This is a genomic window from Serratia surfactantfaciens, from assembly GCF_001642805.2.
GTDB lineage: Bacteria > Pseudomonadota > Gammaproteobacteria > Enterobacterales > Enterobacteriaceae > Serratia > Serratia surfactantfaciens.
Genome location: NZ_CP016948.1, coordinates 4,388,493 through 4,407,151 on the forward strand (window position 1 = coordinate 4,388,493; position 18,659 = coordinate 4,407,151).

An 18,659-nucleotide genomic window follows, 5' to 3' on the forward strand; every position below is an offset into this window, starting at 1 on the left:
CGGCATAAACAGGGTATCTTTTTTGACCGATGCGGATGTAGACGATGAAATTTATCGGAAAGCTGTTGCTGACGTTGCTGCTGCTGATGGTGCTGGCGGCGGTGGTGCTGTATCTGGTGGGGCAAACCCGCTGGGCGGCAGGCCGCCTGAGCGCCTGGATCAGTGGCAACAGCGAATACCGCCTGTCGATAGGAAAAATCACCCATTCGTGGAGCCAGCCGGACCAGATCGCTCTGGAAGAGGTGCAGCTGGCGCGCAACGGCCAGCCGCAGGCGCTGGTCGCCAAACGCGTCGATCTCGGCCTCAGCCTGCGCCAAATCACCGAACCGCGCTATTTCCACAGCGTCACGCTGCGCGACGGCACGCTGAACGTGCAGCCGCAGGCGGCGGCGCTGCCTGTACAGGCTGACGTACTGCAGCTGAGCAACATGGCGTTGCAGTCCAACGATAACGAGTGGCAGCTCAACGCGCAGCAGGTCAACGCCGGCATCACGCCATGGCGCCCGCTGGCCGGCCATCTGCTGGGGGACAACAACCAGTTCCAGTTCAGCGCCGGCTCGATGACGCTGAACGGCATTCCCGCCTCGAAGGTATTGGTGCAGGGAGAGCAAAAGCAGGGTCAGCTGCTGTTGAACAACTTTGGCGCCGACCTGGCGCAGGGCGACCTGACCGGCGTGGCCAGCCGCGCCGTCGACGGCAGCTGGCAGGTGGATCGCCTGCGGCTGAGCGGCGTACGCCTGCAAACCCCGTTGACGCTGGCGGAGTTCATGCAGCGCTTCACCACCTTGCCACCGGTCACCCTCAAGCGGTTCGATCTGATCGACGCGCGCCTGGAGGGCAAAGCGTGGGCGTTTAACGATCTCGATCTGTCGCTGCAAAACGTCAGCGTCGAAAAGGGCGACTGGCGCAGCGAGGACGGCTCGCTCAACTTCAATGCCGGCGATGTGATCAACGGCGGCTTCCACCTGATCGACCCGATCGCCACCCTGCGGCTCTCTTCCGCCGGCATCGCCATTCAGCAGTTCACCACCCGCTGGGAAGGCGGCCTGTTGCGCGCCTCCGGCAGCTGGCTGCGCGCCGGCAAACGCCTGCAGCTGGATGAAGTGGCCATGGCGGCGCTGGAATACACTCTGCCGATCGACTGGCGCGAGCTGTGGCTGAAACCGCTGCCGGATTGGCTGAACGAGGTGTACGTCACCAAGCTGACCACCAACCGCAATCTGATCATCGACATCAACCCGGCGTTCCCGTTCCAGATCACCGCGCTGGACGGCTACGGCAGCAACCTGCTGCTGGCGCGCGACCACCAGTGGGGCGTGTGGTCCGGCTCGCTGAACCTGAACGGCAGCGAGGCCACCTTCAACAAAATCGACGTGCGACGCCCTTCGCTGGCGCTGAACGCCGACGCCAGCCAGATCAACGTCACCGAGCTCAGCGCCTTTATGCCGAATGGGCTGCTGGAGGCCAAAGCGAGCGTCGATCAGCTGCCGGGCAAACCGTTCCAGCTGACGCTGCACGGCCGCTCGGTACCGCTCAATACCTTGCAGCAATGGGGATGGCAGCCGGTGCCGCTGACGGGCGACGGCAACCTCGAACTGCAGTTGAAAGGGCTGTTGAACAGCGACGGGCCGTTCAAAGCTTCATTGAAGGGCAATCTGCAGGCCACCGCCGGCGATGGCCAAACGGTGAACCAACAGCTGCCGTAATCTATCGCGCGGCCCGCCATCAGGGCAGGGCCGCCGTTTTACTCTTCCAGCGCTTCGGAACCGCCCTGATCCAACGGCACATCCGGCTCGGCCGGCAACACCATGTAGGTGCCTTCGAACACCGCGCCTTTATCCTCGTCGCCGAACAGATGCACTTCGGCGTGTACGCGCGCGCGGCGGCCGCGCGCCAGACGCGCCAAATCGCCGCTCAGCGAGCCGAGATCCGCCACCGCCCGCGGCCTGCCGGTGATCGGTTTGCTGTAGCGAATGTGCGCGTCCGCCAGAATGATGGTGCCGCCGAGATGGCGCTCGCGCAGCAGCAGCCAAATCAGCCCCCAGGCGGTCAGCGTCGCCAGCGAGAACAGGCTGCCGGCGAACAGCGTATGGTGTGGATTCTGGTTGCCGATCTCCGGCATGGTGGTGACGAAGCGCTGGCCGGTGTATTGGCTGATGCGCACGCCCATCTTTTCGCTCAGCGGGATATGTTCATACCAGGCCTGCTGCAGTTGGCCGCACCAGTCGGGGCGATGCAGGATATCGTCCAGCGTCGCTACCGGTTTGATCATCAAAAAGTGGCGGATCGGGGTGGTCTGCGGCGCAGTGATCTCCCCCTGATTGACGAACCCCAGCTTGGCGAAGAAGTCCACCGCGTCCTCACGAGCGCTACACACCACCCGCTTCACGCCCTCCTGCCGCGCAACGGACTCCAGCGTCATCGCCACCAGCGTCCCCAGCCCTTTATCCTGCAGCGTCGGGTCTACCGCCAGAAAACGGATCGCCGCCTCGTTGTCGGCATTGATGTACAACCGCCCGATGGCGACGATTTTACCGGCCTCGTCCACCACCATTTGGTGATGGGCCATGGCGTCATAGGCATCCTTTTCCGAACCCACCGGCTGGTGCAGCGGCTTGCGCAGCATTTCCCAGCGAAACTGGTAATACTCCTTCAGTTCTTGCTCTGTTACGGGTACTCGTAGGTGATACATAGACGCCTGTTCTCCGAATGCTTAGACCTGTAGCCAGAATGTCACCGGACCATCGTTGACCAGCGCCACCTGCATGTCGGCGGCGAACTCGCCGGTCTGGGTCTCTACGCCGCGTTCGCGGCACTGGCCAACAAAATATTGATACAACCGATCGGCTTCCTGCGGCGCAGCACCGCGCGAGAAGCTGGGCCGCATGCCCTTTTGGGTGTCCGCCGCCAGGGTGAACTGCGAAACGACCAGCACGCTGCCCCCGGCCTGCTGGACGTTGAGGTTCATCTTGTCGTTCTCGTCGCCGAAAATGCGGTATCCCAACACGCGTTCGCACAGGCGCTGCGCTTTTTGCTCGTTATCGCCCTGCTCCACGCCCAATAACACTAACAAACCGGGGCCAATCTTGCCTACCGTCTCGCCACTTACCGTGACGCTGGCGTTTAACACCCGTTGAATCAACGCAATCATTCCTGCTGCCCTTCTGGTTTTGGTTCCTGTTGCTCCGCCTTCTGCCGGCGGTAGTCGCGGTATTCGCCGATGGTCGCGGTGATTTCCGCACCGAGTAACACGATACACCAGCTCCAGTAGACCCACAGGAATAAAATCGGGATCACTGCCAGCACGCCGTAAATCAGCTGATAGGAGGGGAACATGGTGACGTACAGCGCGAACCCCTTCTTACCCAGCTCGAACAGCAACCCGGCCACCACCGCGCCAATCAGCGCGTCTTTGGGCGGCACCCGCACCGTCGGCACGATGCAATACAGCAGCCAGAAGGAGATACACGACAAAATCAGCGGAAAGATGCGCAGCACCTGATCCACCAGACCGTTGACCCCGGTCTGAGTCAGCCAGTTGAGCGACAGCAGGTAGGAGCTGATGGCCATGCTGGCGCCCACCAGCAGCGGCCCCAGCGTCAGCACCATCCAGTACACGGCGAAGGAGAAGACGATCGGCCGCTTGTTCTTGCTGCGCCAGATGGTGTTCAGCACGCTGTCCACCGAGGAGATCAGCAGCAGCGCGGTGACGATCAGCCCGCAGGTGCCGACGGCGGTCATCTTGTTGGAATTGGCAACGAACTGCTCCAGGTAGTTCTGGATCACGTTGCCGGCGGCCGGCACGAAATTGGCAAAAACAAAGCTCTTCAGCTGTTCGCTGATGTCGGCAAACATCGGGAAAGCGGCGAACAGCGCGAACACCACGGTGACCAGCGGCACCAGCGACAGCAGGGAAACATAGGCGAGATGGCCCGCCAGCATCGTCAGGCCATCGTTGTCGATGCGTTGGTACAGCAAACGTCCGAAGGTAACGCCGGGCTTAATTGCAGGGGGCAGCTTCTTGCGGCGGAAAAACGACATGGTCACTCCTTGATGCCAGTTGATACGCCTTAAGCTTAACGCGCCCTGCGCTCATTGGGCAAAATAGGCCGGCACCACGTCGCGATCGGTGACGTGCACCGTCTTGATCCCCAGCGCCTGCGCGGCGAGGACGTTCGCCGGGTGATCGTCGAAGAACACCGCGTCGGCGGCGGCGGTGTTTTCCGCGGCCAGCACATGTTGATAGATATCGGCTTCCGGCTTGCGCATGCCGAGATCTTGCGACAGGTAGAGATGATCGGCGGCGGCGGCCACTTCAGGATAGTGCTGCGGCCAGTAGTTGCAGTGCAAACGGTTGGTGTTCGACAGCACCACCACCCGGTGGCCTTCGTTGCGCAGGCGCTGCATGATGTCGATCACTTCCGGACGCAGCGCGACGAATACCGCCTGCCAGCCGGTGGCGAACTGCTCGAAGCTGAGCGCGATGCCCATTTCATCGCACAGCTTGCCGGCGAAGTCTTCGTCGCTGATTTCACCGCGTTCATGTTGCTGGAACACCTCACCCATGGCGAAACGATCGGACAGCACCGCCAACGGCGTGCCGCTCAAATTGCTCCACACGCCCAGCACACGCTTGAAATCGATATCGACGATCACATTACCTAAATCAAAGATATACAGCATAGTCCTCTCCTGATGGGCCGGTGAGATTTCACTGTAGCGGGAAAAGGAACAGCTGAACAGGGAGCGAACGGAAAAGCGCATAGCGCGCCGCACAAACGGGGAACAACAGAGGAAAAAACTCAGGGCGCGAGAACCGCGCCCTAAGCAGGGGACACTCAATCAGCGATTAAGCGTCTTTAGGACCGCGGCTGGCACGCTTACGATCGTTTTCCGTCAGGTGACGCTTACGGATACGGATCGAGGTCGGCGTCACTTCTACCAGTTCGTCGTCATCGATGAACTCCAGAGCTTGCTCCAGGGTCATTTTGATGGCCGGAACCAGGGTAGTCGCTTCGTCAGTACCGGAAGCACGCATGTTGGTCAGCTTCTTACCGGTCAGGCAGTTTACGGTCAGGTCGTTGGAACGTGAGTGAATACCGATGATCTGGCCTTCATACACTTCCGCACCGTGGCCCAGGAACAGCTTACCGCGATCCTGCAGGCCGAACAGCGCGAACGCGACCGCTTTGCCCTGGCCGTTGGAGATCAGCACGCCGTTCTGACGCTGGCCCACTTCGCCCGGACGCACGTCGTCGTAGTGGCTGAAGGTGGAGTACAGCAGACCGGTGCCCGAAGTCATGGTCATGAATTCGTTACGGAAGCCGATCAGACCGCGGCTTGGGATCACGTAGTCGAGACGCACGCGGCCCTTACCGTCTGGATCCATGTTTTTCAGGTCGGCTTTACGCTCGCCCATCGCCTGCATCACGGAACCCTGATGCTGCTCTTCGATATCCAGCGTCACGTTCTCGAATGGCTCCTGCTTGCGGCCATCGATTTCGCGGAAGATAACTTTCGGACGGGAAACCGCCAGCTCGAAACCTTCACGACGCATGTTTTCGATCAGCACCGACAGGTGCAGCTCGCCACGACCGGATACGCGGAAAGCGTCCGCATCGTCGGTTTCTTCGACGCGCAGCGCCACGTTGTGCACCAGCTCTTTGTTCAGACGATCAAGGATCTGACGCGAGGTCACGTACTTACCTTCTTTACCGCAGAACGGCGAGGTGTTGACGTTGAAGAACATGGTTACGGTCGGTTCGTCGACGGACAGCGCCGGCAGCGCTTCTACGGCGTTGGTGTCGCAGATGGTGTCGGAGATGTTCAGCTCGCCCAGGCCGGTGATGGCGATGATGTCGCCCGCTTCCGCCAGGGTGCTGTCGATACGCTCCAGACCCAGGTGGCCCAGCACTTTGCCCACTTTACCGTTGCGAGTTTTGCCTTCGCTGTCGATGATGGTGACCTGCTGGTTCGGCTTCACTTTACCGCGCTTGATGCGGCCGATGCCGATAACGCCCAGGTAGTTGTTGTAGTCCAACTGGGAGATCTGCATCTGGAATGGCGCTTCCAGCTCAACCTGCGGCGCAGACACGTGGTCGACGATCGCCTGATACAGCGGGGTCATGTCTTCCGCCATGTCAGTGTGATCGACGCCGGCGATGCCGTTCAGCGCAGACGCATAAATGATCGGGAAGTCGAGCTGCTCGTCGGTCGCGTCGAGGTTCACGAACAGGTCGAACACCTGATCCACAACCCAGTCAGGACGCGCGCCTGGACGGTCAACCTTGTTGATGACCACGATCGGCTTCAGACCGTTGGCGAAGGCCTTCTTGGTCACGAAGCGGGTTTGCGGCATAGGGCCATCCATTGCATCCACAACCAGCAGCACCGAGTCAACCATCGACATCACGCGCTCTACCTCGCCGCCGAAGTCGGCGTGTCCTGGGGTATCCACGATGTTGATACGGTAACCGTTCCAATTAATGGCGGTGTTTTTTGCGAGGATGGTAATCCCACGCTCTTTCTCCAAATCGTTGGAGTCCATTACGCGTTCGGTGGCTTCCGCACGCTCTCCGAAAGTACCGGATTGTTGCAGCAGCTTATCAACCAGGGTGGTTTTACCATGGTCAACGTGGGCAATAATGGCGATGTTACGCAAATTTTCGATCACAGCTTTGCCTCGGGCATTAGAAATAGCGCGCTATTGTACACGTATTAAGCGAGGGACTAAACAAGATCACAACCATCTCTTATAAACAACCGCATACCGGTCAGTTTGTGATCCCTTTCACGGTGCAAAAAGCCGCAATCGTTGCACTTTTGCACCATTTCGGTGCCCACGCCCACCCCAATTGCACCATAACAGTGCAAATTATCGCTGATGGTGCATACTGTGGCTGGGTAAAACCCGCGCAGAAAGGCGATGAAAGCCTTTTTTAAAAGTTGGCACGCTTTTCGCTTTAGTCTTTTCAAGGCGAAAAAAAGCCAGTTCCACAGATTCGTTCCACGACGACGACAATGATAAACCGGGAGAGTTAAGTATGTCCGCTGAACACGTTTTGACGATGCTGAATGAGCATGAAGTGAAATTCGTAGACCTGCGTTTCACTGACACCAAGGGTAAGGAACAACACGTGACTATCCCGGCTCACCAGGTAAACGCCGACTTCTTCGAAGAAGGTAAAATGTTTGACGGCTCCTCTATCGGTGGTTGGAAGGGCATCAACGAATCTGACATGGTACTGATGCCGGACGCCAGCACGGCGGTTCTGGATCCGTTCTTCGAAGAACCTACGCTGATCATTCGCTGCGACATTCTCGAGCCGGGCACCATGCAAGGCTACGATCGCGACCCGCGCTCCATCTCTAAACGCGCCGAAGACTTCCTGCGCTCTTCCGGCATCGCGGACACCGTGCTGTTCGGGCCAGAGCCTGAATTCTTCCTGTTCGACGACATCCGCTTCGGCAGCAGCATCCGCGGTTCCCACGTGGCCATCGACGACATCGAAGGCGCCTGGAACTCCGGCACAAAATACGACGGCGGCAACAAAGGCCACCGTCCGGCGGTGAAAGGCGGTTACTTCCCGGTTCCACCGGTCGACTCTTCGCAGGATCTGCGTTCTACCATGTGTCTGACCATGGAAGAGATGGGCCTGGTGGTTGAAGCGCACCACCATGAAGTGGCGACCGCCGGTCAGAACGAAGTGGCAACCCGCTTCAACACCATGACCAAGAAAGCCGACGAAATTCAGATCTACAAATACGTGGTGCACAACGTAGCGCACGCCTTCGGCAAAACCGCGACCTTCATGCCGAAGCCAATGTTCGGCGACAACGGTTCCGGCATGCACTGCCACATGTCGCTGTCCAAGAACGGTACCAACCTGTTCGCCGGCGACAAATACGGCGGCCTGTCTGAAACCGCGCTGTTCTACATCGGTGGCATCATCAAGCACGCCAAAGCGATCAACGCCCTGGCCAACCCGACCACCAACTCCTACAAACGTCTGGTGCCGGGCTACGAAGCGCCGGTGATGCTGGCTTACTCCGCCCGTAACCGCTCTGCGTCTATCCGCATTCCAGTGGTTTCCAGCCCGAAAGCGCGCCGCATCGAAGCCCGCTTCCCGGATCCGGCGGCTAACCCATACCTGTGCTTCGCCGCACTGCTGATGGCCGGCCTGGACGGCATCATCAACAAGATCCACCCTGGCGACGCCATGGACAAAAACCTGTACGACCTGCCGCCGGAAGAAGAAGCCGAGATCCCAAAAGTGGCCGGCTCGCTGGACGAGGCGATGGCCGCACTGAACGAAGACCGCGAGTTCCTGACCCGCGGCGGCGTGTTCACCGACGATGCGATCGATGCCTACATCGAACTGCGCAAAGAAGAGATGGACCGCGTTCGCATGACGCCACACCCGGTTGAGTTCGAACTGTACTACAGCGTCTAAGCCCGACCCGCGCCGTCTGCAGAGGCGGACGGCGCCCACATTTTTGTTATCGCTTTTTTGTTGCCGTGGAAACTTTCAGCCCATCTTCGGATGGGTTTTTTTCTCCACCGTATTTTCTGCAAAACTATTCCATACCACGCCGATCCCGGATGGAGTAGGATAGATGCACTAAAAAGGTGCAGGAGTCTGCTGTATGGCAACTGGCAAGCTGCCCGATGCTGGGCAGATCCTCAATTCACTCATCAACAGCATCCTGCTGTTGGATGACTCACTGGCGGTTCACTACGCCAACCCGGCGGCACAGCAGTTGCTGGCGCAAAGCTCCCGCAAGCTGTTCGGCACCCCGCTGCCCGATTTGCTCGGTTATTTTTCGCTGAACGTCTCGTTGATGCGTGAAAGCCTGCGCGCCGGTCAGGGCTTCACCGACAATGAAGTGACCCTGGTGGTCGACGGCCGCGCGCATATCCTTTCCCTGACCGCTCAGGCGCTGCCGGAAGGCTATATCCTGGTCGAGCTGGCGCCGATGGACAATCAGCGCCGCCTGAGCCAGGAACAGTTGCAGCATGCCCAACAGGTGGCGGCCCGCGATCTGGTGCGCGGTTTGGCGCACGAAATTAAAAATCCGCTGGGCGGCCTGCGCGGCGCGGCGCAGCTGCTGGCCAAGGCGCTGCCCGATCCGGCGCTGACCGAGTACACCAAGGTGATCATCGAGCAAGCCGATCGGCTGCGCAATCTGGTGGATCGCCTGCTCGGGCCACAGCGGCCCGGCCAGCATATCACCCAAAGCATCCATCAGGTCGCGGAGCGCGTCTGCCAGCTGGTATCGCTGGAAATGCCGGATAACGTCACGCTGGTGCGCGACTACGATCCGAGCCTGCCGGAAATGGCCCACGACCCGGATCAGATAGAACAGGTGCTGCTGAACATCACTCGCAACGCGCTGCAGGCGCTGGGTGAAGCGGGCGGCACCATCACGCTGCGCACCCGCACCGCGTTCCAGATCACGTTGCACGGCACCCGCTACCGCCTGGCGGCGCGCATCGACGTCGAAGACGACGGCCCCGGCGTACCGGCGCAGCTGCAGGACACGCTGTTCTACCCGATGGTCAGCGGCCGTGAAGGCGGTACCGGCCTGGGATTATCCATCGCCCGCAATCTTATCGATCAGCATTGCGGAAAAATTGAATTCAACAGTTGGCCAGGTCATACCGAATTCTCGGTCTACCTGCCCATTCGTCAGTGAGGTTTGCTATGCAACGAGGGATAGTCTGGATCGTCGATGACGATAGCTCCATCCGCTGGGTGCTTGAGCGCGCGCTCACCGGCGCGGGCCTGAGCTGCGCCACCTTCGAAGGCGGCAATGACGTGCTGGAAGCCTTGGCCACGCAAACCCCCGACGTGCTGCTGTCCGATATCCGCATGCCGGGTATCGATGGCCTGGCGCTGCTCAAGCAGATCAAACAGCGCCATCCGATGCTGCCGGTGATCATCATGACCGCGCATTCGGATCTGGACGCCGCCGTCAGCGCCTATCAGCAAGGGGCCTTCGACTACCTGCCGAAGCCGTTCGACATCGACGAAGCGGTGGCGCTGGTCGAGCGCGCCATCAGCCATTATCAGGAGCAGCAGCAGCCGGTGCGCAACCAGCCGGCCAGCGATCCGGCGGCGGACATCATCGGCGAAGCGCCGGCGATGCAGGACGTGTTTCGCATCATCGGCCGGCTGTCGCGTTCGTCGATCAGCGTACTGATCAACGGCGAATCCGGCACCGGCAAGGAACTGGTGGCGCATGCGCTGCACCGCCACAGCCCGCGCGCCAAGTCGCCGTTCATCGCCCTGAACATGGCCGCCATCCCCAAGGATCTGATCGAGTCCGAGCTGTTCGGCCACGAGAAAGGCGCCTTCACCGGCGCTAACCAAATCCGTCAGGGTCGCTTTGAGCAGGCCGACGGCGGCACGCTGTTCCTCGACGAGATCGGCGACATGCCGCTCGACGTGCAGACGCGCCTGCTGCGGGTGCTGGCGGACGGCCAGTTCTACCGGGTCGGCGGCTATGCGCCGGTGAAGGTCGACGTGCGCATCATCGCCGCTACACACCAGAACCTGGAGCTGCGGGTACAGGAAGGCAAGTTCCGCGAGGATCTGTTCCACCGCCTGAACGTGATCCGCGTGCACCTGCCGCCGCTGCGCGAACGCCGTGAAGACATCCCACGGCTGGCGCGCCATTTCCTGCAGATCGCCGCCAAAGAGTTGGGCGTAGAGGCCAAGAACCTGCACCCGGAAACTGAAACCGCGCTGACCCGCCTGCCCTGGCCGGGCAACGTGCGCCAGTTGGAAAACACCTGCCGCTGGCTGACGGTGATGGCCGCCGGGCAGGAAGTGCTGATTCAGGATCTGCCGGGCGAGCTGTTCGAAACCGCGGCGCCGGAAAATCCCAGCCACAGTCTGCCGGACAGCTGGGCCACGCTGCTGGCCCAGTGGGCCGATCGCGCGCTGCGTTCCGGTCATCAAAACCTGCTGTCGGAAGCGCAGCCGGAGATGGAGCGCACGCTGCTCACCACCGCCCTGCGCCACACTCAGGGACACAAACAGGAAGCCGCGCGCCTGCTGGGCTGGGGGCGCAATACCCTGACCCGCAAGCTCAAAGAACTGGGCATGGAATAGGTGCCGGGATTGATGATAAAAAACGCAGCCCAGCGCACAAAAAAACGCCAACCTCAGACTTTACAGCCGGTGCGGGCGCAGTATGATCGTGTCGCACACTCTGGAGGTTGACGATGCTGGACTCATTCATCGTATTCATTTCTCAGGGCGCGGAGCTGGGCTCCGCCGCCAGCCACACCCCGCAGGCGGCGGTTGCCGCAGTGTTGTGCGCCGCGCTGATTAATTTCTTCAGTTAAAAAAACAGCCGCATCAGCGGCTGTTTTTTCATCCTCAGATCACCCGTGAGAACTGCTGGCTGCGCGCCTGTTGCCGCAGATAGCGATCGAAACACATACAGATATTGCGGATCAGCAAGCGCCCGCGCGGCGTAACGCGGATGCCCTGCTCGTCGCGCTCCACCAGCCCATCGCGTTCAAACGGCGCCAGCAGCTGCAGGTCTTCGGCGAAGTAAGCGGTGAAGTCGATGCCGTATTGCCGCTCGAGCGGCTGATAGGTCAACCGGAAGTTGCAGATCAGCGTTTTGATCAGATCGCGCCGCAGGCAATCGTCGTCCGTCAGCGCCAACCCTCGCCACAGCGCGTTGCCCTGCGCCTGTACGCTGTCATAGTAATGCTTCAGCTCTTTTTGGTTCTGCGCATAGCTGTCGCCAAGCATGCTGATGGCCGACACGCCCAGCCCCAGCAGATCGCTGTCGCCCTGGGTGGTGTAGCCCTGGAAGTTGCGGTGCAGCTTGCCTTCGCGCTGCGCGATCGCCAGTTCGTCGTCCGGGCGTGCAAAGTGATCCATGCCGATGAACTGATAGCCGGCGTCGGTCAGGAAAGCGATGCTCTGTTGCAGGATATCCAGCTTCTGCTGCGCACCGGGCAGATCGGCGTCTTTGATTTTACGCTGGGCAGCGAACAGGTTCGGCATATGCGCGTAGTTGAATACGCTGAGGCGATCGGGATTTAGCTCCGCCACGCGCTGCAGCGTGAAAGCGAAGCTTTCCGGCGTCTGTTTCGGCAAGCCGTAGATCAGATCGATATTGGTCGAGCGGAAGCCCAGCGCTTTGGCCCGCTCGATCAGGGCGAAAATGAAGGCTTCATCCTGCTCGCGGTTGACCAGCTGCTGCACCTGCTTGTTGAAATCCTGCACCCCCATGCTCAGGCGGTTAAAGCCTTCGGCACGTAAATGATCGAGCACATCCAGCTCTATCTCACGCGGATCGACCTCGATCGACATCTCCGCATCGGGCAGAAAATCAAAATGTTCACGCAGCAGCGCCACCAGCCGGCTGATTTGCGCTTTATCCAGGTAGGTTGGCGTACCGCCGCCCCAGTGCATCTGGCCAACCTTGCGGCCGGCAAACAGCGGCGCGCGGCCGGCGATCTCTTGCGCCAGGACGTTCAGGTATTCGTCGGCCTTGTGCGTCTGACGCGTCACCAGCTTGTTGCAGCCGCAGAAGTAGCACAGCTTGTGGCAGAAAGGGATATGCACGTACAGCGACAGCGGCCGCTCAGGGTAGCGCGCAGCGGCGCGTTGAAACGCCGCTTCGTCGTAGCTCTGGTTAAACTCCAGCGCCGTGGGGTATGAGGTATAACGCGGCCCTGAGTAGTTATATTTTTGGATCAGGGCCAAATCCCAGACAATCGTCTGCTCTGACATGCTCACTCCTTCCGATATCTTTTTCTACCGGGCCGGGAGAGGGGCGGTTGTCTGCGCTGTCTGGCCACGGAAGCGCTGCGAAAACGCGCTTTGCGCTTAGACAGCCGCCATAGTTTACCGAATAACCACAGCAGATAACACATCAAGAGTAGGGCTATTGTCGGGATTAGCCACATGGCGCGTTAAAAGGCGTCTTTCGGGTTGCCGCCTTTCAGCAGCTTCAGAATATCTTCCTGCTTCTCTTCTTCTTCGTCTTCGTCGTCGTCGCCCAGCTCGATGCCCAGCACGTCCATCAGCACATCGATGCGATCCAGCGTCTTGTCGACATACGCCTGCTCTTGCGCATTCAGCGTTTCGCCGTCGTCGATGCGATCCAGCAACTCGTTCAGACGTTCGTCATTTTCCAGCTTCGCCAGTTCTTCTTCCGGCGACAGGCGCGGTTTCGCTTCGGCCTTTGGCTTCGGCTGCGGTTTGGCCTTCACTTTGGTCTCGTCGATCACCAGCGCAACCGGCACCTTACTACCGATACGCGGATCTTTGGCTTCAGACGCCGATTTGTTTTTCTGGCTGCCGGACTCGACCTGGGTGCGCGAACCGGAAGCGTGGCCGCGGCGCTTTTTCAGGCGTTTGCGCTCGCGCGCTTCCTGATCGAGCTCCATACGGCTTTTCTTTTTCGTTTTTGACTTCGCCGCGCTGCCGCGAGGTGCTTTTGATGGCTGGTTCATAGCGTGTGCTCTTAGGTATGTAGATTCAGTATAGAATTGCGGCGGAATCTAGCAGAAAGCGGGCAAAGAAAAAAGGCGGCAGGTTAAACCTGCCGCCTATTTCGCACCTTCTTGCGAAGGGTATTCCTGTTACGCGCTCCTTGCGTACATGCAACATCCCGGTTTTTCCCTCTGCTATAACCGCATTCCCTGCCACTACGTCCTTCATCCTGAAAGAAAAATCGTCCATGGCGCAATCCATTCGCATCCGCCCTTCCCGAGCGAGCTTCCTGCGGGCATCCAAACTGCCGATACTTCACCATCCGATGTGCCTGTCGCCTATTCCGGTGCGAAACAGTCACTTCCTTTTGCGTTCATCCTGGCACTCATTGCACGCCCTGTGCATTCCCTGAGATTTGTCATCCTTCCCGGATGTTCCTTAATCCTGCGCAACCCTGCGTTAACGAGTACTTTACGTTATTGTTGCGAAGGCTCAAGGTACCTGACGCCGTTTTGGGCGACATTTCCACATAACGAAAAAACAACGCATTGTTTTTAAAATAAAAACAGAAATATCACTTTCGAATAAAGCGACATTACCCGCGATTCGAATGGCAAATGTCTCACAACGCACGCTTGGCATAACTGCCGCTTTATCGCGTCCCGCCGCTTAAAAACGGAGAAACACGCCATTTTTACCGCTGATGCAGTTATAATCGCCAACCAGTTAGCCATCCTCACGGAGACGAAAAATTTTGACCAGCAAGAACTACAACTACCATGTGACCCATTTCGTCACCAGCGCACCCGATATTCGCCATCTGCCGGGGGATGCAGGAATTGAAGTCGCCTTTGCCGGCCGTTCCAATGCCGGTAAATCCAGCGCACTGAATACCCTCACCAACCAAAAAAGCCTGGCGCGCACCAGTAAGACGCCAGGGCGCACCCAGCTGATCAACCTGTTCGAAGTGGAAGACGGCATCCGCCTGGTCGACCTGCCAGGTTACGGCTATGCCGAAGTGCCGGAAGAGATGAAACGCAAATGGCAACGCGCGTTGGGCGAATACCTGCAGATGCGCAACAGCCTGAAAGGCCTGGTGGTGCTGATGGATATTCGCCACCCGCTTAAAGATCTCGACCAGCAGATGATCCAGTGGGCGGTCGACGTCGGTACGCCGGTGCTGGTGCTGCTGACCAAGGCCGACAAACTGGCCTCCGGCGCACGCAAGGCGCAGCTCAATATGGTGCGTGAAGCGGTGCTGCCGTTTATGGGAGATATCCAGGTTGAAGCCTTCTCGTCGCTGAAGAAGATCGGCGTCGACAAGCTGCGCCAGAAGCTGGACACCTGGTTCAACGAGATCCCGCCGGAAGTGCTGCCGGAAGACGAAGCCGGCGAATAAGCTCGAGCCGAACGCTTAGGCCGATGCCTCACCGCATCGGCTTTTTTATGCCCGAAGATCGGCCGTAGGCGGGATTTTTCGTTATCTAATTACAGTTTTGAAATAAAGCCATCATAAAAACTTATCGACAAAACGGGCTTATCTCAGCGGATGACGCGAATTAAGGGGGCGGAAACTGACATGAAAAGCGGGGCGTGGTGATAGGAAAAACGTATGGTTTGCTGCTGTTTTTACAATAAAAAACGCCCCAGTCAATACTGACTGGGGCGGCTAAATATTCAGCCAAATCCGATTACGTGAAGTAAAAGGTCTGAAAGATAGAACATCTTACCTCTGTACCCTACACCTGTAACTCTACATCATTTTTTCGCAGGGAAAAAGAATTTTTTGTAGTTTACTTACACAATTTGAGACACAAGAACGGCGAAGTTGAGGAAACAATCGCCGCATCTTGTAGCTTAATTACGAAAAGTGCTTAGCTTCTCGCCAGTTAGCGCATCCGGCGATCAGTGCGCTTCATCCCAGTTCATGCCGACGCCCACATCAACCTTCAGCGGCACCGCCAGCGTCATGCTGCCTTCCATCAGTTGGCGGATGCGTTGGCTGGCTTCGTCGATCACCGACTCATGCACCTCAAACACCAATTCATCGTGCACCTGCATAATCGCGCGCACCAACGGCTTCTCCTCCCCTTGCAGCCAGGCGTCGACCTCGATCATCGCACGCTTGATGATATCGGCCGCGGTGCCCTGCATCGGGGCGTTGATGGCGGCGCGTTCGGCCGCCTTGCGGCGCATGCCGTTGCTGGAGCGTACGTCCGGCAGGTACAGGCGGCGCCCGTCCAGCGTGCTGACGTAGCCCTGTTCGGAGGCCTGCTGGCGAGTGCGCTCCATATAGTCCAGCACGCCCGGGTAACGCTCGAAGTAGAGATCCATATAGCGTTGGGCTTCCCCACGCGGGATCCCCAACTGGCGTGCCAGGCCGAAGGCGCTCATGCCGTAAATCAGGCCGAAGTTAATCGCTTTGGCGCTGCGGCGCTGCTCGCTGGTCACTTTATCCAACGGCACGCCGAACACTTCCGACGCCGTGGCACGGTGGATGTCTTTCCCTTCGGCGAAGGCCTTCAGCAGCCCTTCATCCTGTGACAGATGCGCCATGATGCGCAACTCGATCTGCGAGTAGTCGGCGGCGACGATGCGGTAGCCTTCCGGCGCGATAAAGGCCTGGCGAATACGCCGCCCTTCTTCGTTGCGCACCGGGATGTTCTGCAGGTTCGGATCGCTCGAGGAGAGACGACCGGTGGCAGTCACCGCCTGATGGTATGAGGTATGCACCCGGCCGCTGACCGGATTGATCATCAGCGGCAGCTTGTCAGTGTAGGTGGTTTTCAGCTTCGCCAAGCCGCGGTATTCCAGAATCACCTTCGGCAGCGGGTAGTCCAGCGCCAGTTCGGCCAGTACTTCTTCGTTGGTAGAAGGCGCCCCGCCCGGGGTTTTCTTCAGCACCGGCAGCTTTTGTTTTTCGTACAGGATCGCCTGCAGCTGCTTGGTCGACGCCAGGTTGAACGGCTCTTCCGCCAGCTCATGGGCCTGCACTTCCAGCTCAGCCAGACGCTTGGCCAGCTCCTGGGAGTGGGCCGACAAAATGGCCGGATCGATCAGCACCCCGGTGCGTTCGATATGCGACAGTACCGGCAACAGCGGCATTTCAATCTCATTGAATACCGTCAGCAGTTCCGCGCTTTGCTTCAGCTGCGGCCACATCGCCAGGTGCAGCTGCAGCGTGACATCGGCGTCTTCGGCGGCGTAAGGTGCCGCCTGCTCCAGCGCGATCTGGTTGAACGTCAGCTGGTTTTTGCCCTTGCCGGCGATTTCTTCGAAGGTGATGGTTTTATGGCCAAGATAACGGTCGGCCAGGCTGTCCATATCATGGCGGCCGCCGACGCTGTCCAGCACATAGGACTCCAGCATGGTGTCATAGGCAATGCCGCGCATCTCGATGCCGTAGCGCGCCAGCAGGCTCATGTCGAACTTCAGGTTTTGCCCGACTTTCAGCGCCTTCTCGTCTTCCAGCAGCGGCTTAAGCGCTTCCAGCACGTAGGCGCGATCCAGCTGAGGCGGCGCATCCAGATAATCGTGCGCCACCGGCAAGTAAGCCGCTTCGCCCGGTGCGATCGCGAAGGACAGGCCGATCAGGTTGGCGGTCAGGGTATCCAGCCCGTCGGTTTCAGTATCGAAGGCAAATACCTCGGCCTTTTTCAGCCGCGTCAGCCAGTCGGTAAAGGTCGCTTCATCCAGGATAGTGACATAACCGTCCTGAGAAAGCTTGGCCTCCGCCAGCGCTTTCGGCGCTTCCGCGGCGACGGCCGCTTTGGCGACGCCGGCAGCTTTCGCGCCCGCGCCTTTCTTGTTTTCCAGCCATACGCCGGCTTCCACGTCCGCCAGCCAGCGTTTGAACTCGTACTGTTTGAACAGCTGTTGCAGCGTATCGACATCCGGCTCGGACACCGTCAGCTCAGCGCAGGTCAGATCCAGCTCGACGTCGGTTTTGATCGTCGCCAGCTTATAGGAGAGGTACGCGACCTCTTTGTTCTGCTCCAACTTGGCCGCCATGGTTTTGGCGCCGCGGAAGCTCAGCGTGGCGATGCTCTCCAGATTGCCGTACAGCGCATCCAGCCCGCCGATGCCCTGCAGCAACGCCTGGGCGGTTTTCTCGCCCACGCCCGGCACGCCGGGAATGTTGTCCGATGAATCGCCCATCAGCGCCAGGAAGTCGATGATCAGTTCCGGCGGAATACCGTACTTGTCGCACACTTCCTGCGGGCCGAGGATCGTGTTGTTCATGGTGTTGATCAGGGTAACGTTCGGCGTCACCAGCTGCGCCATGTCTTTGTCGCCGGTGCTGATCAGCACCGCATGGCCGGCCTTCTCGGCCTCCAGCGCCAGCGTACCGATAACGTCGTCCGCCTCAACGCCGGGCGTCACCAGCAGCGGCAGGCCCATCGCCTTGACCATGTTGTGCAGCGGCTCGATCTGCGCACGCAGATCGTCCGGCATCGGCGGCCGGTGCGACTTGTATTCAGCGAACAGCTCGTCGCGGAAGGTCTTCCCTTTGGCATCAAACACCACGGCAACGTGGCTCGGTTGATACTGCAGCAGCAGGCTGCGCAGCATATTCAGCACGCCGTACATCGCGCCGGTCGGCTCACCCGCCGAGTTGGTCAGCGGCGGGAAGGCATGGTAAGCGCGGTAGAGGTAGGAGGAACCGTCAACCAGGATTAGTGGGTTTTCTGCAATCTGGGCCATAGCGTTTCTTTATCGTGATCGGACATAGGGGTAAGCATGCCATAGCTGGCCGCCGGAGACGAACCTTAGCGTGCATTGCGGACGAAAATGATGTGATTGTGCGCGAGGATCCGCAAGATCTTACCTGTGGATAACTTTGTGCATAGAAAAGAGAACGAATTATAACGCTGCGATTATCGTTATAACGGCGAATAAAATTCCTATTTAAATCACCGCGTTAAAAGAACGAATTCCGGCGACGCTTTATTACTGACATTTATTGAATTTGTGGATATAACTTTCGCCGGATTTTAATCGCACTATTAATCAAATTCGGCGCCTCAATTACCATAGCACAAGCTGGACAAGTTGCACGAAAACTCAGCAAATGGTTATCCATCGAGACGAAAAACAGTGATTTTTAGCGGCGCTTTAACCCGACGATTTCTGTTAAAATATTTTTTTGTTCATGCGCTTTGGCATGCAACGATGTACCCAACAACCGTCAGC

General features: G+C 58.9%; 15 protein-coding genes. 6 read left to right on the plus strand and 9 right to left on the minus strand.

The window, feature by feature from the left end:
* Window positions 1-44 precede the first annotated feature (44 nt).
* Window positions 45-1,706 (plus strand): AsmA family protein, encoded by a 1,662-nt coding sequence (locus ATE40_RS20555; RefSeq protein WP_063918307.1) that lies wholly within the window; start codon window positions 45-47, stop codon window positions 1,704-1,706.
* A gap of 38 nt (window positions 1,707-1,744) precedes the next feature.
* Here ATE40_RS20555 and fabY read toward each other — a convergent pair whose 3' ends face one another.
* The 5 genes from fabY to typA form a co-directional block, all read right to left on the minus strand.
* Window positions 1,745-2,692, minus strand: a complete 948-nt coding sequence (gene fabY, locus ATE40_RS20560; protein ID WP_004931235.1) for a fatty acid biosynthesis protein FabY — start codon at window positions 2,690-2,692, stop codon at window positions 1,745-1,747.
* Between the two features lie 21 nt (window positions 2,693-2,713).
* Window positions 2,714-3,151: a D-aminoacyl-tRNA deacylase gene (gene dtd / locus ATE40_RS20565; protein ID WP_063918306.1), complete on the minus strand. Its 438-nt coding sequence runs from the start codon at window positions 3,149-3,151 to the stop codon at window positions 2,714-2,716.
* The gene (locus ATE40_RS20570) at window positions 3,148-4,041 is read right to left on the minus strand and encodes a virulence factor BrkB family protein (protein ID WP_063918305.1); all 894 of its coding nucleotides are present in this window, start codon (window positions 4,039-4,041) and stop codon (window positions 3,148-3,150) included. Before ATE40_RS20570 ends, dtd begins: the two co-directional genes overlap by 4 nt.
* Window positions 4,042-4,092: 51 nt before the next feature.
* The gene (gene yihX / locus ATE40_RS20575; RefSeq protein ID WP_004931242.1) at window positions 4,093-4,683 is read right to left on the minus strand and encodes a glucose-1-phosphatase; all 591 of its coding nucleotides are present in this window, start codon (window positions 4,681-4,683) and stop codon (window positions 4,093-4,095) included.
* 166 nt (window positions 4,684-4,849) lie between these two features.
* The gene (gene typA, locus ATE40_RS20580; RefSeq protein ID WP_004931243.1) at window positions 4,850-6,673 is read right to left on the minus strand and encodes a ribosome-dependent GTPase TypA; all 1,824 of its coding nucleotides are present in this window, start codon (window positions 6,671-6,673) and stop codon (window positions 4,850-4,852) included.
* A 370-nt stretch (window positions 6,674-7,043) separates the two neighbouring features.
* On the opposite strand from typA, the gene glnA reads away from it, so the two are divergent.
* From glnA to ATE40_RS24810, 4 genes are all read left to right on the plus strand, one after another.
* Window positions 7,044-8,453: a glutamate--ammonia ligase gene (glnA, locus tag ATE40_RS20585; RefSeq protein ID WP_019452181.1), complete on the plus strand. Its 1,410-nt coding sequence runs from the start codon at window positions 7,044-7,046 to the stop codon at window positions 8,451-8,453.
* Between the two features lie 193 nt (window positions 8,454-8,646).
* A complete protein-coding gene (gene glnL / locus ATE40_RS20590; RefSeq protein ID WP_004931246.1) occupies window positions 8,647-9,696 on the plus strand; it encodes a nitrogen regulation protein NR(II) in 1,050 nt (349 codons plus the stop codon).
* 8 nt (window positions 9,697-9,704) lie between these two features.
* A complete protein-coding gene (glnG, locus tag ATE40_RS20595) occupies window positions 9,705-11,117 on the plus strand; it encodes a nitrogen regulation protein NR(I) (RefSeq protein ID WP_004931248.1) in 1,413 nt (470 codons plus the stop codon).
* 113 nt (window positions 11,118-11,230) lie between these two features.
* A complete protein-coding gene (locus ATE40_RS24810; RefSeq protein ID WP_015379453.1) occupies window positions 11,231-11,353 on the plus strand; it encodes a YshB family small membrane protein in 123 nt (40 codons plus the stop codon).
* A 34-nt stretch (window positions 11,354-11,387) separates the two neighbouring features.
* Here ATE40_RS24810 and hemN read toward each other — a convergent pair whose 3' ends face one another.
* Together hemN and yihI are read right to left on the minus strand one after the other, a co-directional pair.
* Window positions 11,388-12,761 (minus strand): oxygen-independent coproporphyrinogen III oxidase, encoded by a 1,374-nt coding sequence (gene hemN / locus ATE40_RS20600; RefSeq protein ID WP_063918304.1) that lies wholly within the window; start codon window positions 12,759-12,761, stop codon window positions 11,388-11,390.
* 182 nt (window positions 12,762-12,943) lie between these two features.
* A complete protein-coding gene (gene yihI, locus ATE40_RS20605) occupies window positions 12,944-13,486 on the minus strand; it encodes a Der GTPase-activating protein YihI (RefSeq protein ID WP_025160303.1) in 543 nt (180 codons plus the stop codon).
* A gap of 734 nt (window positions 13,487-14,220) precedes the next feature.
* Here yihI and yihA point away from each other — a divergent pair.
* Complete coding sequence (gene yihA, locus ATE40_RS20615) at window positions 14,221-14,865, plus strand: ribosome biogenesis GTP-binding protein YihA/YsxC (protein ID WP_019452177.1); 645 nt, start codon at window positions 14,221-14,223, stop codon at window positions 14,863-14,865.
* A 278-nt stretch (window positions 14,866-15,143) separates the two neighbouring features.
* On the opposite strand, the gene spfP is transcribed toward yihA, so the two are convergent.
* Together spfP and polA are read right to left on the minus strand one after the other, a co-directional pair.
* Window positions 15,144-15,191 carry a small protein SpfP gene (spfP, locus tag ATE40_RS25105; protein ID WP_071892919.1) on the minus strand — a complete coding sequence of 16 codons (48 nt, stop codon included), beginning with the start codon at window positions 15,189-15,191 and terminating at the stop codon, window positions 15,144-15,146.
* Between the two features lie 180 nt (window positions 15,192-15,371).
* Window positions 15,372-18,170 (minus strand): DNA polymerase I, encoded by a 2,799-nt coding sequence (polA, locus tag ATE40_RS20620; protein ID WP_063918303.1) that lies wholly within the window; start codon window positions 18,168-18,170, stop codon window positions 15,372-15,374.
* Window positions 18,171-18,659 lie beyond the last annotated feature (489 nt).